Origin of the sequence: Actinoallomurus sp. CA-150999 (assembly GCF_050942425.1) — a bacterium.
GTDB lineage: Bacteria > Actinomycetota > Actinomycetes > Streptosporangiales > Streptosporangiaceae > Actinoallomurus.
In genome coordinates, this window is the sequence record NZ_CP192063.1 from 469,898 (window position 1) to 484,665 (window position 14,768).

14 protein-coding genes are annotated in these 14,768 nt (G+C 69.8%); 5 read left to right on the forward strand and 9 right to left on the reverse strand.

The window, feature by feature from the left end:
* Positions 1 to 112 precede the first annotated feature (112 nt).
* Entirely contained in the window at positions 113 to 1,036 is a 924-nt protein-coding gene (locus ACQP2O_RS02410; RefSeq protein WP_433179549.1) for an RCC1 domain-containing protein, read from the forward strand.
* Here the strand turns inward: ACQP2O_RS02410 and ACQP2O_RS02415 are convergent.
* Positions 1,033 to 2,268: an MFS transporter gene (locus tag ACQP2O_RS02415; RefSeq protein WP_433179550.1), complete on the reverse strand. Its 1,236-nt coding sequence runs from the start codon at positions 2,266 to 2,268 to the stop codon at positions 1,033 to 1,035. The genes ACQP2O_RS02410 and ACQP2O_RS02415 overlap by 4 nt on opposite strands.
* 70 nt (positions 2,269 to 2,338) lie before the next feature.
* Here ACQP2O_RS02415 and ACQP2O_RS02420 point away from each other — a divergent pair, with 70 nt between their 5' ends.
* Positions 2,339 to 3,310: an ArsR family transcriptional regulator gene (locus tag ACQP2O_RS02420; RefSeq protein WP_433179551.1), complete on the forward strand. Its 972-nt coding sequence runs from the start codon at positions 2,339 to 2,341 to the stop codon at positions 3,308 to 3,310.
* A gap of 64 nt (positions 3,311 to 3,374) precedes the next feature.
* Here the strand turns inward: ACQP2O_RS02420 and ACQP2O_RS02425 are convergent, their stop codons facing one another.
* Positions 3,375 to 6,128, reverse strand: a complete 2,754-nt coding sequence (locus ACQP2O_RS02425; protein WP_433179552.1) for an alpha-amylase family glycosyl hydrolase — start codon at positions 6,126 to 6,128, stop codon at positions 3,375 to 3,377.
* 156 nt (positions 6,129 to 6,284) lie between these two features.
* Positions 6,285 to 7,232 carry a CPBP family intramembrane glutamic endopeptidase gene (locus ACQP2O_RS02430; RefSeq protein WP_433179553.1) on the reverse strand — a complete coding sequence of 316 codons (948 nt, stop codon included), beginning with the start codon at positions 7,230 to 7,232 and terminating at the stop codon, positions 6,285 to 6,287.
* Between the two features lie 250 nt (positions 7,233 to 7,482).
* Between ACQP2O_RS02430 and ACQP2O_RS02435 the strand changes: the two genes are divergently transcribed.
* Both ACQP2O_RS02435 and ACQP2O_RS02440 read left to right on the forward strand, forming a co-directional pair.
* Positions 7,483 to 8,838 carry a hypothetical protein gene (locus ACQP2O_RS02435; RefSeq protein ID WP_433179554.1) on the forward strand — a complete coding sequence of 452 codons (1,356 nt, stop codon included), beginning with the start codon at positions 7,483 to 7,485 and terminating at the stop codon, positions 8,836 to 8,838.
* A complete protein-coding gene (locus tag ACQP2O_RS02440) occupies positions 8,777 to 10,057 on the forward strand; it encodes a M48 family metallopeptidase (RefSeq protein ID WP_433179555.1) in 1,281 nt (426 codons plus the stop codon). Before ACQP2O_RS02435 ends, ACQP2O_RS02440 begins: the two co-directional genes overlap by 62 nt.
* Before the next feature lie 36 nt (positions 10,058 to 10,093).
* Here ACQP2O_RS02440 and ACQP2O_RS02445 read toward each other — a convergent pair whose 3' ends face one another.
* On the reverse strand, positions 10,094 to 10,666 hold the full coding sequence (locus ACQP2O_RS02445) for a YbhB/YbcL family Raf kinase inhibitor-like protein (protein ID WP_433179556.1): 573 nt from the start codon (positions 10,664 to 10,666) through the stop codon (positions 10,094 to 10,096).
* Positions 10,667 to 10,681: 15 nt separating this feature from the next.
* The gene (locus ACQP2O_RS02450) at positions 10,682 to 11,548 is read right to left on the reverse strand and encodes an alpha/beta hydrolase family esterase (RefSeq protein ID WP_433179557.1); all 867 of its coding nucleotides are present in this window, start codon (positions 11,546 to 11,548) and stop codon (positions 10,682 to 10,684) included.
* Positions 11,549 to 11,633: 85 nt separating this feature from the next.
* Between ACQP2O_RS02450 and ACQP2O_RS02455 the strand changes: the two genes are divergently transcribed.
* Entirely contained in the window at positions 11,634 to 12,098 is a 465-nt protein-coding gene (locus tag ACQP2O_RS02455; RefSeq protein ID WP_433179558.1) for a MarR family winged helix-turn-helix transcriptional regulator, read from the forward strand.
* A gap of 36 nt (positions 12,099 to 12,134) precedes the next feature.
* Here ACQP2O_RS02455 and ACQP2O_RS02460 read toward each other — a convergent pair whose 3' ends face one another.
* From ACQP2O_RS02460 to ACQP2O_RS02475, 4 genes are all read right to left on the reverse strand, one after another.
* Positions 12,135 to 12,425 (reverse strand): hypothetical protein, encoded by a 291-nt coding sequence (locus ACQP2O_RS02460; protein WP_433179559.1) that lies wholly within the window; start codon positions 12,423 to 12,425, stop codon positions 12,135 to 12,137.
* Positions 12,426 to 12,432: 7 nt separating this feature from the next.
* Entirely contained in the window at positions 12,433 to 13,257 is an 825-nt protein-coding gene (locus tag ACQP2O_RS02465) for a patatin-like phospholipase family protein (protein ID WP_433179560.1), read from the reverse strand.
* Positions 13,258 to 13,382: 125 nt separating this feature from the next.
* The gene (locus tag ACQP2O_RS02470; protein ID WP_433179561.1) at positions 13,383 to 14,048 is read right to left on the reverse strand and encodes a tetratricopeptide repeat protein; all 666 of its coding nucleotides are present in this window, start codon (positions 14,046 to 14,048) and stop codon (positions 13,383 to 13,385) included.
* 96 nt (positions 14,049 to 14,144) lie between these two features.
* A complete protein-coding gene (locus ACQP2O_RS02475; protein ID WP_433179562.1) occupies positions 14,145 to 14,564 on the reverse strand; it encodes a hypothetical protein in 420 nt (139 codons plus the stop codon).
* Between the last annotated feature and the right edge of the window lie 204 nt (positions 14,565 to 14,768).

The following is a 14,768-nucleotide window of genomic DNA, read 5'->3' on the forward strand; positions in this document are numbered from 1 at the left end:
TCACGAGAGCATGGAGTTTTCATCCGCCGGCCGTCGCATCCATCGTGCGGCCGATCTCGTAGGGGGCCTGATCGTCATGTGGCCGAGAACGCGAACGCCACGGCGGCGTGCGGTGCTGCGCGCGGTGGCCGCGGCCGTGACCCTGCTGACCTGTGCCGCCCCTGGTCCGGCGTCGGCCGGGCCGTCGCTTCCCGGCCGGCCGATGCCGATCCAGCCCGTCCGGGTCCACGGCATCACCGCGGTCTCCGCGGGCGTCGACTTCGCGCTGGCGCTGCGCACGGACGGCACGGTCGCCAGTTGGGGGAGGGACAACTTCGGGCAGGTCAGCTTCGCGCGTCGGCTGCGCGGCATCATGGCGATCTCCGCGGGGAACGACTTCGCCCTCGCGTTGCGTACGGACGGCACGGTCGTCGGCTGGGGGCGTGATGAGTTCGGTCAGGCGAGCCCGCCGCGCTGGCTGCGCGGCGTCCGGGGGATCTCGGCCGGTGGCGACTTCGCTCTGGCGGTGAAGTGGGACGGCACCGTCGTCGGCTGGGGCAGTGATGAGTTCCGGAAGGTCAGCTCGGCCCAACGCCTCACGGGGATCACCGCCGTCTCCGCCGGTGGCGACTTCGGCCTCGCGCTGCGCAGCGACGGCACCGTGGTCGGGTTCGGCCACGACGAGTTCGGAAAGTCCAGTCTGACGCGCTTCCTGCGCGGCATCACCGCGATCAGCACCGGCAGCGACTTCGCCGTCGCCCTCCGGACGGACGGCACCGTCGCGGCGTGGGGAGGCGACGAGTTCCGCCAGGTCACCTCCGCCCGCCGGGTCTTCGGGATCCGGGACGTCTCCGCCAGCGCCGGGTTCGTGAGCGCGGTGCGGTGGGACGGCACCGTCGTCGGCTGGGGCCGGGACGAGTTCGGCCAGGCGAGCCCGCCGCGCGGGCTGCGGGGCATCACGGCCATCTCTTCGGGCAACGACTTCGTGCTCGCCCTGCGGGCCGACGGCACCGTCGTCGAGTACGGGCACGTCATTCCGGTCCGACGTGGTGACTAGACCGACGCGGGCTCGGGGTGGAGTTCGGCCGTCGGCGGTGCCACCGGCACCGGCGCGGCCTGACGACGGGCGATCTTCGGAGCCAGGGCTCCGACCCCCAGGGCCGCCGCGGTGCCGGCGAGCGCACTGAACCACCACACCACGGCCGGCCCGGCCGACGCGTAGACGCCCGTGCCCACGGAGAGGGCGGTGAACCGGGCGATGCCCCAGGTCCACTGGAAGGCGCCCTGGTAGCGGCCGCGGGCGTCCTCCGGCGCGAGGCTCGCCACGATCGCGCCGGCGACGCCGCCGACCGCCGCCTCGCCGGCCGACCACAGCACGACCGTCCCCGCGTACGCCCAGGGGCTGTGGGCGACCCCCGTCAGGGCGATGCCCACCGCGACCAGCACGCTGCCGGCCACGAACACCGGCACCTGCGCGAACCGCGACAGCACGTGCAGGGCCACCGGCTGCAGGACCACCACCAGGACGGCGTTGAGCGTCGCCATCACGCCGAGCGTGGCGGTCGACAGCCCGTCGTCACGGATCGCCAGCGGCAGGGCCACCTCGGTGAGCGAGTAGATCATCAGCCCGATCCCGAACAGCGGGAGCAACGCCCGCATCAGCGGATCCCGCAGCACCACGCCGTACCCCGCTCCGCTCGTGGAAGCGGCGGATCGGGTCGCTCTGCCGCGCCCACCGGGCAGCAGCGTCACCGCGATGCCGGCGAACGCCAGCGAGGTCGTGGCGTCGACGAGGAACAACAGCCAATAGCCGTGCGCGGCGAGGAACCCGCCGAGGATGCCGGCCACCGCGGTGCCGATGTTGACGCCCCAGTGGAACAGCGAGAACGCCCTGCGGCGCCCGTCGACCGGCACCGCGTCGGTCATCAGGGCCCCGGTGGCCGGGCTGACCATGCTGCCCGCCGCGCTGAGGAGCACGGCCGCGAAGGCCAGCGAGAGGACGTTCGGGGCGGCGTACAGCAGCCCCTGGGCGGTGGCGGTACCGAGCAGCCCGGCCAGGATCGTGGGGCGCCGCCCGATGCGGTCGGCGAGCAGCCCGCCGACCGCCGGCCCGATCAGGTTGCCCGCACCCAGCGCGCCGAGCACGTACGGCACCTGCTGCGTGGAGACGCCGCGCGACCCCAGATAGAACACGAGGAACGGCGTCACGACGTAGCCGATCCGGTTCACGATGGTCCCGGCGAAGATGATCCAGGCGGTACGGGGCAGCCCGCTGAAGGTGGAGAGCATGACCGAAATCCTGCGGCTGCCGTAGACTCACGGCCATTGATTAAGCCATGGCCGAATCCAGGGAGCGCCCATGCTGTCCGAACTGGCCTTCTCCGCGGACGACCTGGCACTCACCCGGCTCGCCATCTCCCCGATGTGGGAGGTCGTCAGCAGCTTCCGGCTCCTGATCGCCGGCTCCTCGCATCCGGTGCATCGCTCCTGGCTGGAGCAGGTACGACCGCGGGTGGCCGCCGCCGGGCTCGACGACGGCTGGCTCGCCCGGCTGATCCCGGCCCAGGGGTACCTCGCCGACTTCCTCACCCCGCCGCCCGTCGAGCCGACACCTGACCTCGAAACCGAGCTGGCCGTCATCCGCGCCACTCCGGCCGAGTACGTCCGGCGCGACGTCGACCACTTCGCGGCCGACGACCCGCGCCGCGCGGCCCTGCGCGCGGATCCAGAGGACCGCCTCGCCCAGGTCTGCGCGGAGATCGAGACCTACTGGGAGCTCGCCCTCGCCCCGTACTGGGCGAGGATCCGGGCCGTGCTGGACGCCGACGTGTTCCACCGCGCCCGGCAGGTCGCCGAGCGCGGCACCGGTCACCTGTTCAACGACCTGCACGCGACGCTGCGGTGGGACGACAACACCCTCCGGCTGGTCCGCCGGCACTGTGCCGTCTCGCGGGAGGCCGCCGGGCCGGGGCTGGTCCTGGTCCCGTCCGTGTTCGCGGAGCACGTGTTGACCTGGTCGCGTCCGCCGGAGCCGCCGCAGCTCGCCTACCCCGCCCGGGGGATCGGCACGCTGTGGGAACGCCGCCCGGTTCGACACGCCGACGCGATCGCCGCCGTCCTCGGCCGCTCCCGTACGCTCCTGCTGGTCGAGCTGGCGGCGCCGGCCTCCACGACCGAGCTCGCCCGTCGCACCGGCATGTCCGCGGCCGGGGTGTCCCAGCACCTGACCGCGCTGCGCGACGCGGGCATGGTCAGCTCCCACCGCGCCGGCCGCTCGGTCCTCTACGCCCGTACGGCGATCGCCGAGTCCCTCCTGGACACCGCCGCCTGACACTCGCCGCCGGCCGGGGCCCGTGTCGCTCGCTCCCGGAGCGAGCGACACGGGCCGAGACCGGCTAGGAGACCTTCTCGACAGCGGGGACGTGGGTGACCTGGTTCCAGGTGAACCGGTACTTGGCACCGCCCGCCGGCACGCTGAGTTTTAGATTCTCACCGCCCGCGGCCCCGCCCACGCCGTAGTTCTCGGTCCACGAGTCGTTGATCGCGATCTTCCACTCGTAGTCGCCGGCGGGCAGGGTGAACGTGCCGTGCCACTGGCCGTCGGTCGTGTCGAAGGCCAGCCGGCTGCTCGCGCAGGCCGGATCCCAGTCGCCGCCGCAACCGATCTCCGACTGCAGCGACCCGGCCACCGTCACGTGGTCCCGCGCCGGCTTGGGCTCGGCGGTCGTCACCGTGACCGGCGCGCTCGTGACGACGGGGCGCGAGCCGGGTTCGAGCAGGATGGCGCGGTACCGGACCTGCGTGCCCAGCGGCAGCTTCGCGACGTCGTCGGTGACGACGTAGTCCGGAGAGGACGTGTCCGTGCCCAGGTCCGCCCACGCGCCGCCGCCGACGCTGCGCTGGAACCGTACCGACTGCGTCGCCCGCTCCGGGTCGATGCTCGCCTGGACGGTCACCGGGTCGATGCCGGTCACGGTGCCGCCGTCCTTCGGGGCGGTCACGGTGACCGACGGCGCCGGCACGGCCGTCGACCGTACGTCGCTCCACCGGGTGTGACCGGCGTTGTCCAGGACGACGGCGCGGTAACGCAGCGGGGTGCCGGTCCGGAAGCCGCTGGTGTCGTGGAACACCTGGTACGGCGCGTTGTCGTCGGTGCCGATCGACTGCCACGGGCCATTCCCGACCTTGGCCTGGAACGTCACCTCGGCGAACGAGGAGCCGGCGACGTTCGCGCCGACGCGCATGCGGCCGTGGGACACGTCCGTGGGCGCGGGCGCGTCGAGCCGGATCGCCGGGGCGGCCTTGGACGCGGGGATCCGGCCGTCCGCGAGGTACACCACCGCGGACAGCGGCGGCACGGTCACGTCGAGGGTCCGGTCGCCCTTACTGCGCAGCGTGGCCGCCCCGGTGCCGTACACCTTCGTGAAGCCGCCGTCGGCGACGTATGTCGGGATGGCGGCCGACCGCGCCGTGGTGTCGTTGTTCAGCGCGACGACGTACTCCCGCTGCTGCTTCCGGTCGACGCGGGAGAACGCGAAGATCCCGGGACCGTCGGAGGCATAGCGCACCTGCTCCGCGCCGCTCCGCAGGGCGGCGTGCTGCTTCGTGACCGCGGCGAGCTCCCGGATCGTACGGTAGAGCGGGTGGCCGGGGTTGAAGTTGTCGACCGCGTGCGTCGAGTCGGTCCCGAGCAGGTCGTCCTTGAGGTATTCCGGCACCTTGCTGGCGAACATCGTCTGCCGCGCCAGCTGGTCCCCGCCCGTGCCCGTGAAGCCCTGCTCGTCGCCGTAGTAGACGACCGGGTTGCCGCGCGAGAAGTACATCAGCTCGTGCGCGAGCCGGTCCCGGGCGACCAGCTGCGCGTCCTGGGCGTTCGGATTGTCGCTCTTGAGGAAATAGCCGATGCGCCCCATGTCGTGGTTGCCGAGGAACGTCGGCAGCTCGTAGACGTTGGAGTCCGCGTCGGTGTACCAGTCGTCGTTCTGGAAGAACGTCGCCAGCGCGGTGTTCCCTCGGCTCCGTGACGCGAAGTCGCGCGCGGCGCTCTGGAACGGGAAGTCCAGGACCGCCTGCATCCTGTCGTGCGTCGTGTAGTGCGAGGTGAGGCTCTTCGCCGCCGCGTCGCTGCCGTCGAGGGCCACCTCACCGAACATGAAGAAGTCCGGCTTCCCGTGCGCCCGCGCGTACCGCACGAGTCCCGGCCCGAACGTCTGCCAGAACTCGTCGTTGACGTGCTTCATCGTGTCGATGCGGAAGCCGTCGATCCCGAAGTCCTTGATCCAGGTCTCGTAGACGTCCATGAATCCGCGCACGACGCGCGGGTTCTCGGTCATCAGGTCGTCGAGCCCGAAGAAGTCGCCGTACTGCGAGTCCTCGCCGGTGAACGTCGTGTTGCCGCGATTGTGGTACAGCGTCACGTCGTTGAGCCAGTCCGGCTTCTTGAGGTGCTTCTCGCTCTCGTCGAGCACGGGCGTGTACGGGAACGAGGTGTTCGGGTCCAGCTTCGGGAAGGTCGACGTGCCCGCGTAGTCGCGGTCGTCGAACGGCTTGCCGTCGGCGGTGCGGTACGGCTTCTGGTCCTTGGAGACGTACGCGGTGCGCGCCCCCTGCTTGTAGCCGATCACGTCGGCGGTGTGGTTGGTGATGATGTCGAAGTAGACCTTCATGCCGCGCGCGTGCGCGGCCTTGATCAGCGCCGCGAGGTCGGCGTTCGTGCCGAGGTGCGGGTCGATCTGCGTGAAGTCGGTGACCCAGTAACCGTGGTAACCCGCCGATGGGCCGTCCTCGAGTTGAACGGCCTTGTTCTTGAAGCTGGGGGTGAGCCAGATCGCGTTGGTCCCGAGCCCCTGGATGTAGTCGAGCTTCGACGCGACCCCCTTGAGGTCGCCGCCGTTGTAGAAGCCCTTGTTGGTGGGGTCGAACCCGGAGACCAGCCGGTCGTTCCCGAGACCGCCGGTGTCGTTGGCCGTGTCACCGTTCTTGAAGCGGTCGGCCATCACGAAGTAGAAGTTCTCGTTCGGGCTGCGGAGCGAGTGCAGGGCTCCGCCTCGAGGGGCGGGTTCGGCGTTGGCCGGCAGGGCCGCCGACCACGCGGCCACGCCGAGCGTGGCCGCGGCTGCGGCGAGGGCGGTGCGTACCGAGTTGCGCATCGTGCGGACTCCTGGCTCGTGGGTGCCAAGACGGTAATTCACCGCACGCCCGGAGAAAAGATCTTCGGCGCCCGACTCCGCTTTCAACGGGCCGGCTCACGTACGCCAAGGCTCCACCGGAGACGTCTCCGGTGGAGCCCTGGCGTGTCTTCGACGTCAGTCGCGGGGGCCGCGGTACCCGAGACGGCCGCGGGTGGCGATGAGGATTATCGCGGCGGCGGCGCCGTAGGCGATGCCGCCGGCGGTGAGTATCCACGACTCCTGCGTGCCCTTGAACAGTTCCGGCAGGAGGAGGCTGGCGACGGTGTTGTTGCTCGCGTGCAGGAGCAGGGCGACGGGCAGGCTCTCATCGGTGTGGTTGAACACCCAGGTGATGAGGTAGCTGATCGCCACGCACATCGCGACGAAGGTGCCGACCGTGAGCCACCAGTGGGCCGTGTCGGCCCGGGTGCCGGCGAGCGACCAGCTCGTGAAGAACAGCGGCAGGTGCCAGAAGGCCCAGACGACGCCGAGGATCAGGGTGCCGCGGGCCGCTCCGTGACGGCGCTGGATCAGCGGAAGGGCGACGTCGCGCCAGCCGGGCTCCTCGGCCATGCCGGTGGTCAGGACCTGGACGAGGAGCAGGGGCAGGTACGCGGCGGCGACCGCGACCGAAGGCGTGTGGAGGCCGTGGACGGCGCCGGGCATCAGGAGGGTGCCGCCCACCAGCAGGGCGGGGACACCGGTCAGCACGATCAGGTACCAGTACCAGCGCACGCGCAGCCGGAACAACCGCCGCCGCCAGTGCCGCAGCCCCTCCCGACCGCCGGTGATCGCCGTGACGACCAGTCCCGCGCCGAGCGGCCCGAGGTACGCGCCGGGGAGGACGCCGGGGATCTGGGTGTTGCCCAGGAACTCGGGGAAGCGGAAGTGCAGCACCCCGAGCCCGTCCGCGGACAGCACGTACGGCAGCCAGGCCAGCCAGCTCGCCGCGTACGCCAGCACGAAGAACGCGACCAGCGGATGCCGCTGGACGATCCCGAACGGGCCGCGTCGGCGTGGGTGTTCTGGTTCTGGGGTGTGGACTGCGGTGGCGGGCGGCGTCGGCGCGATCGACCTGCTCATCGGTCGGATCCTCCAGGGGGCGGGGCGGTCTGCGAACGAGAACATGGCATCACCGCACGACCCTCCGGGTCGCTCCCGCCACCTGCCCGAATTCGCTCCAGCGCCCTGCCCGCCCGAGGTAGTGCAGGCTGGAAAACCGCAGCTCACGCTCCCCGCGATCGGCCCCCGAACGTCGCGACGGCCTCGGCATTGACGTCACGAATCGGGAAAGCGGCGAGATTCGCCGTCCACGGTGGCGTACCAGCAGCCGGTGACCTTCACCGGCGAGCTCATCGACGTCCGTACCAAGGACCCGCTGGCCGGCGAGCCGGTGGGGATCAAGTTCAGGCCACCCGGCGCAAGTACCACGACGGTGGCCACCGGAACGACCGGATCCGACGGGCGCTTCACGATCAGCACGACGCTGCCGAGTGGTGGATATGTCTCGGCGGCGTTTCCGGGCGACACCGGCCTGGATCCCGGCAGCAGCTCGGGTCCGGACATACTGCTGCAGGCCGCGCATCTGCCGAGCCGGCTCGTGCTGGATCCGGTGCCCGCCTCCGTACCGGCCGGAACGCCGGTCACCTTCTCCGGCACGATGCAGGTCCAGGTCAACGGCGCCTGGGAGGCATTCCCGGGTGCTCCGCTCACTCTGACGATGGAACCGGCCAGCTCCAGCGAGTCGAACGTCACCTACGTGACGACCAGCGGTGCCGACGGCCGGTTCAGCCTGACCGAGCCGGTGAGTGGGACCAGTGACTGGAGTATCGCCGACACCCAGAAGGGCGTCCACCAGGGTGGGTGGTTCCAGGACTACACCAGAGCCGACTACAACTGGATCGACGGTGTGTCCAAGACGCGCGTCGCTCGCTTCAGCGTTCCGTCCCACGACGAGGCGCATCATGCCTATTCCTCCGGTCTGTATGCCACCGGCACGGTGGAGCGCTGGGACGGCAATTCCTGGGTCGGCCTGATCTACGACTGGGTCGACCTCTACTACCGGCCCAAGGGCTCCACCACCTGGCACAAGGGCAACGCCACGCAGACCGACGCGAACGGCCAATTCCGTAACGTCGTCGATATTCATCTCGGCACCGTCGATTGGCAGGCACGCGTGCGCGCGTCGGCCGACACCCTGACGTCCACGAGCGCCGGTACGGTCACCAGCACCGTCACCGACAAGACCCACTTCAGGTCCGCGTCCATCGCTCGCAGGTCGTCGAAGAGCTACCTCAACGGTCAGGTGACCGACTGGTACAGCGGCCCCTCCTTCTCCGATCTGCGCGGCCTGAAGGTCCACCTGTACTACCGGGCTCGGGGTTCAAAGACCTGGCATTCCTACCGGACCGCGATCCCTCGGCCGGAACGGTTTCTTCCAGTTCTCCGTGTCCAAGAACCACGGCTACTACTTCAAGGTCACCTTCCCGACCCAAGGCGCTTTCCAGTCCTCCACCAGCCGCACTCTGTGACCGAGCCGTCGCACAGACGAAGCCCGAGAAAGGCACCTGGTCACCGTTCGGGCAAGGTCCTTTCTCGGGCTTTCCAGCTAGGGCATGATCCCAGGCATGTCTTCCGAGTCCGTGGCGGTTACCTGCCCGGAGTGCAGTCAGACCCTGACCGAGAATGAGGGGTACCGAACCTGGTGCCCGGAGTGCGACTGGAACCTGACCGATGACTTCGGCCGGCCCCGGCGCGGTCTTGTTCGCCGTCGTTTGGACGATGCGTCGGCCGCTCTCGTCCTATCGCTCTATGACGACGTCCGTTCAGGTGAAAACCTCCGGCCTGGATGGAACATCGCCCGCGTGACCTCTTACGCGGTCGCGATCTGCATTCATTTAATCACGATTGGTATCGCCGTCGCGGCGGTGGCGGTGGGCCTGCTGTACCCGGTATTCCCCGCTTTTCTGTTGAGCCTGCTGCTGTTGGCCATCGCCTTTTTCATTCGCCCACGTTTCGGGCGCATCCCCAAGAGCAGCTTCCCGCTGGCGCGAACGGATGCACCACAGCTGTATCGGCTCATGGACCGGGTCGCCGACGAGGTGGGGGCACGGCGGGTCGATGTCATCGCCGTCGACCGCCTCTTCAACGCGTCGTGCGCGACTGTCGGGCTGCGGCGTCGGCGAGTCGTCGTCATCGGCCTACCGTTGTGGAACGCGCTGACTCCCGAAGAGAGGATCAGCGTGCTCAGCCATGAGATGGGTCATGCCGTCAATGGCGACAGTCGCCACCTGCTGGTCGTCGGGACGGCGCTGCACACCCTCGAACGGCTCTACGTCCTGCTCCGACGCGATCGGGAATGGGAGGCGCATGCGCCGGGGCTCTTTGCCCTCATGGGCTTGGCCCTGAGACTCGCCAAGTGGCTGCTGCGGCCGCCGGTCGCCGGAACCTATCTGGCTCTTTCTCTCCTGACCTTGCGCGCGGGTCAGCGAGCCGAGTACCTGGCCGACCGGCTTGCCGCAGTAGCCGCCTCTCCGGCAGCCGCAGCGGGTGCCCTGGACAAGGTCCGGACGGTCGAAGAGGCGTTGCTCCCCGCCGTCCACTTCCAGGCCGCCTTTCCCCAGAAGGTCGTCCTGTGGAAGAAGCATCGCGAGCTCATCGCCCGGATCCCGGCCCTCGAACTCGAACGTCGTCGGCGCATCTCCGCCGCCGCCGAACACCGTGTCGACCACAGCCACCCGCCGACCCACCTGCGCATCACACTGTTGCGGGAGTTCGCTCCGACAGAACCGAGGATCTCCCTTACCTCGCAGGAGGTCGAAGCGATCGAATCGGAGCTCGCCCCTCTTTACGCCAGGATCGCCGGACAGCTCGCCGCCCCCTACCGTGCCGCGAACTACGCGTCCTGAGGCGGGCGAACGAACGTACGATCACCTGCCTGCGGCTCAGGGGCGTTCGTAGAAACCGTCGAGACGGCCACGGGCGAGGACGCCGCCCGCAGCCGCGAGAACGTCGCGTGGCTTGGCGGAGTCCAGGGCGGCGCCGCTCGACGCCGCGGTGACCGGCTCGGCGAGAGCGAAGAGCTGGAAGACGTACCGGTGCGGGCCGTGGCCTTTGATCGGCGCCGGGCCGTGGTAGCCGCGGCCCATGCCCGAACGCAGCAGGCTCACGCCGTCGGCGGGGTTCTCGGCGCCGAGCGCCCCTTGGGCGAGGCCGGTCACCGAGGGGTCCAGCAGGGCGACGCAGTGGACGAACGGCGCGGCTGTGGGCGCGTCGGGATCCTCGACGACCAGCAGCAACTGCCCGGTGGACTCAGGTGCCGGGGACCAGTTCAAGGCCGGTGAGAGGTCCTTGCCGCCGATTCGCTTCGCGGCGTGAACGGTCGGGAGCGTCTCCTCGTTCTCGAAGTCCGGGCTGGTCAGGGTCAGCGTGTCCCCGTCGGCCAGGTTCGGTGAGTTCCAGGCGAGGCCCGTCTCTCCGGCTCGCCGGTTCTTCAGCATCTTGCCGATCACTGCCATGGTTTTCTCCTTCGGTCAGAGCCGCCGGGTGTCGGCGGAGACGAGCAGGGGCTGGGCGAAGCGGCAGATCTCCTCGGCCGCGTCGAACTCCTCGGTGGCCGGCTCGTCCCACTCGGGCGGGGTCGGCATACCCGGCCAGGTGTGGCCGCCGCCGTACACCGTCCAGGCGACGACCTGGGTGCCGCCGACGCCACCGTCCGTCGTGGTGCGGCTGGAGAGCTCGGTGGTGTGCGTCTCGCCCGGTCCGGATGGGCACCGGTCGATGGTGCGCCAGTGCTCGGCCGTCTCTTGCAGCGAGAGCATGCGACCGCGCAGCTCGCCGCCCGGTCCGCGGCGGCGGGAGTAGCCACCGTCGATCGGTGTGAGCTGGTCGGCCGTGCCGTGGATCAGCATCGCCGACACGGCGTGCGTCGGCCGACGGTCGCGCAGGGCCGCGGGCAGCCCGCCGGCGACGGCCGCCAGCACCGCCACTCGGTCGCTCGCCTCCGTCGCCATCCGGTGGGCCATGAAGGCGCCGTTGGAGATCCCCGCCACCACGACCCGATCCGGCGCTGTGTCGTACCGGTCGGCCGACCAGTCGATGATCGCGCGGAGGAAGGCGACGTCGTCCACTCCGGCCTCGTCGGACGTCGTGACACCACGGCCGTCCGCCCAGCACCCCTCGAAACCGTCCGGGTAGGCGACCGCCAGACCCCAGGCGTCGGCCTGCTCGTCGAAGGTGGTCCACTCGCGCATGATCCATCCGCCGGCGTCCGGGTTGTTGCCGTGCAGAACGAGGGCGAGCGGCATCTGCCGGTCATCCGGCACTGCTCGGGGCAGCCGGATCGTGAAGCCGCGCTCCCTCCCGCCGATCCTCAGCCGACCAGTGACGTCATCGCTCACCACGCGCCTCACTCCCACGGATACACGCAACCGAACTGCGCAGTTTTCCTGTACTTTAGCGGATATGAGACGGAACGCGGCAAACATGGATGAAGAAGCGGTGGCCGTCGGCGGAGAGGCGGCCACCGGGTCGGACGCCGCGGCCCTCGCCGATGAGCTGCAGTTCCTGGTCGGCGCGCTGGTCCGGCAGGTCCGGGCGGTATCGCCGGCTCGTGAGGTGACGCTGTCGCAGGTCTCGCTCCTCAAACGGCTCGACCGCGAGGGCCCGCACACCGTCGCCGACCTGGCCCGGCTGGACAAGATCACTCACCAGTCGGTCGCGGTCTCCGTGGCCGGCCTGGTCGACCGAGGACTCGTACGGCGCACCCCGGACCCCGACGACCGGCGACGAAAGCTCCTGGCCATCACGGACGACGGCAAGCGCCTGCTGGCCGAACGCCGGGACGCCGGCCACGAGAACCTCACGGACGCGATCGCCGGCCGACTCGACGACGCCGAGCGGACGCAACTCTCACAAACGCTCGTACTGCTCCGCCGCCTCCTCGACTGAAGCTCCGGTACCGGTCCGCTCGGCCCGCGCCGGCGGCTACGTGGCGGTGGGTTGCGGCCGGTTCTCCGCGATCCAGGCGTCGATCGTCTGCCACCAGTCGAAGAGCCACCGCTCCCGGTCGTCCTCGGGGATCGCTTCGCGCGGAACGCGCCACCACTGCGCGCGTAGCGGCTCCGAGATGACCGCGATCCGCAGGAACCGGTGCCGGCCGCGCGAGGCCACCGCGCCGATGAGCAGTAACAACGGGGAGGCCGCCACCGCCGCGATCGTCACCGCGAACAGCAGCGGAGCGAGGACGACGCGCCTGACGAACCGCGGCGGGAGCACGGCAGAATCACTGGTCCGACAGGTACGCACGGCTCGCCGCGTACGCCCGCTCGATGTTCGACTCGACCTGTGAGGCATCGCGGTAGCGCAGCTGGGACAGGCCCGCGCCCTGGCCGGTCGACCCGGTGGGCAGGACGTGGACGGTGACGTCATCGGGCAGTTCGGCCATCTCTTCCGCGAACCGGTGCCGCCGGGCGATCTCGAAGGCGACCAGGCCCACCTGCCAGGGCCTGGTCGGCGCGGTGAGTGGGGCCTCGATCCGGCCGACCTGCAGGACGTACACCCTCCGAGCCCCCTGCCGCAGGGCCCGGCCGACGGGGATGCTGTGCACGAGGCCGCCGTCGTAGAAGTGCTCGTCGCCGATGCGGACCGCCGGGAGAATACCGGGGACCGCGCAGGAGGCCAGCACCGCCGGGACGAGCGGGCCGTGGGTGAACCACCGCGCCTCGGCGCGTTCGACGTTGGCGGCCACACAGTGGAACGGCACGGCCAGGTCCTCGATCCGGTCGGCGGGGATCAGCGCGCCCAGCGCGGTCGCGAGGAGTTCCGCCGAGTGCAGGTGCGTGCCGGAACGGATCAGGGTCGACACGCGGCTGAAGAACGAGCCGGCGAACACCGACCCCGCCCCGTCGCCCTGCCACGCCTTGGTCAGCTGGTCGACGGCCTTCGCCGGGTCCGAGGCCACGAACGCCCCGTTGAAGGCGCCGACCGAGGTCCCGACGACCAGGTCCGGCCGGATTCGCGCCTCGGCGAGCGCCCGCAGCATGCCGACCTCATGGGCGCCCAGCAGTCCGCCGCCGCCCAGTACGAACGCGGTCTTGGGCTGATCCACAGCGTCTCCCGTCGTACGACCACAGCGCACCCCTCTTACCCCGATCGAGGCCATCGATGGCCACGAGGCGCGTCCTGTGCTTCACCGCCGTACGGCACGGGCCCCGACCTACACGAAGGGCGCTCTCACGGTCGCTCGAGCCGGGTGACGTCCCGGGCGGCCTCGGCGTCGCCCCTCGCCGCGGCATCGCGATAGAGACCCAGCGCCTCCTGCGGCCGGCCGGTCTCCTCGAGGAGTACTGCGAGGTTGTACATGATGCTCGTGTTCGCCGCGAAGTCGTCGTCTTCTGGGACGTCATACGACTCGGCTCGCTCGTCCAGTGCGCGGCGATACCACCGTTCCGCCTCATCTCGGCGTCCGGTTTCCTTGAGCAGGCAGGCGAGGCGGTTGCGTGCCGCCGGGTAGTCCACCTCGGCGGCCATCCGGTAATACCGCTCCGCTTCTTCCAACAGGCCGTCCTCTTCGAAGAAGATGCCGAGGTTGTAGCGGGCGATGAGACCAGGGCTGAGGGCGACCGCGCGACGGGTCCAGCGGAGGGCCGCGTCGCGATCATCGTCCTCGATGAGGAGCGCGAGGTTGATCATCGCGTCGGTGGCGCCCTGGTCTGCTGCCGCTCGATACCACCGGATGGCATCGTTCTCACGGCCGGCCTCGGCGTACAGGCGTCCCAGACGGACGGCAGCGTCGATATGACCCGCCTCGGCCGCCTGGCTCAGAAGGCGATCGGCCTCATCCATCCGACCGGAGAAATACGCGTCCTCGCCTAGGGAGTACAGGGCGCCGGGATCCACGGCTCCATCATGACCGCATCGACCGGAGGAGTGACACCGCCTCCTACGCGCAAGAGCCGTCGCATGTGGAGGTTCTTGCGCGTAGGAGCCGCAGGGTCACACGGACTGGTCGAAGAACTGGGAGGCCGGTTCCGTGACACGACCCTGCTGGGCGGTGACGGGCACTTGGCCCGCCGCCGAAGCACTTCCAGCACCACTGCGGGTGCGGGCCAGCTCCCGCTCCAGCTGCTGATTTTTCGTCACCAGCGCCGACATCGACTCCTCGCGCTCATCCCGCAGGTCGTGGAGCTCGCGGCGGACGCGCATGGAACGTAGTAGTGAGAGCAACGACACCGCGAGGCCCACGACGACGAACGCCGAGACGATCCCTCCGACGATGAATACCTGCGCGCCGGTATGTACTCCGGGGACATGATGGCCAAAGATGCTGAGCGAGGCGGATGACGAGTTCTCGGTGACGATGCCGACGCCCACTGCCACGGCGGCGGCGGCCAGGACGATTCCTAGGAAGACCATTCGGTCTTCTCCTCTCCTCGAGTCCTCTGATCGCCGCAGGCACACGAATCGATGGCTCCCGCGGCATCGTGCCACCATCTAGTCATATAGGTGGTTTGGTCAAGTTCGCCGGAAATCTCCTACTTCGACAGAGTGTCAACAAGTTCAGCGCTTCGCGTTTGTCTCGTAGCTCATCGTCAGTTTCCGCAGCAGCGGGCTCCTTGC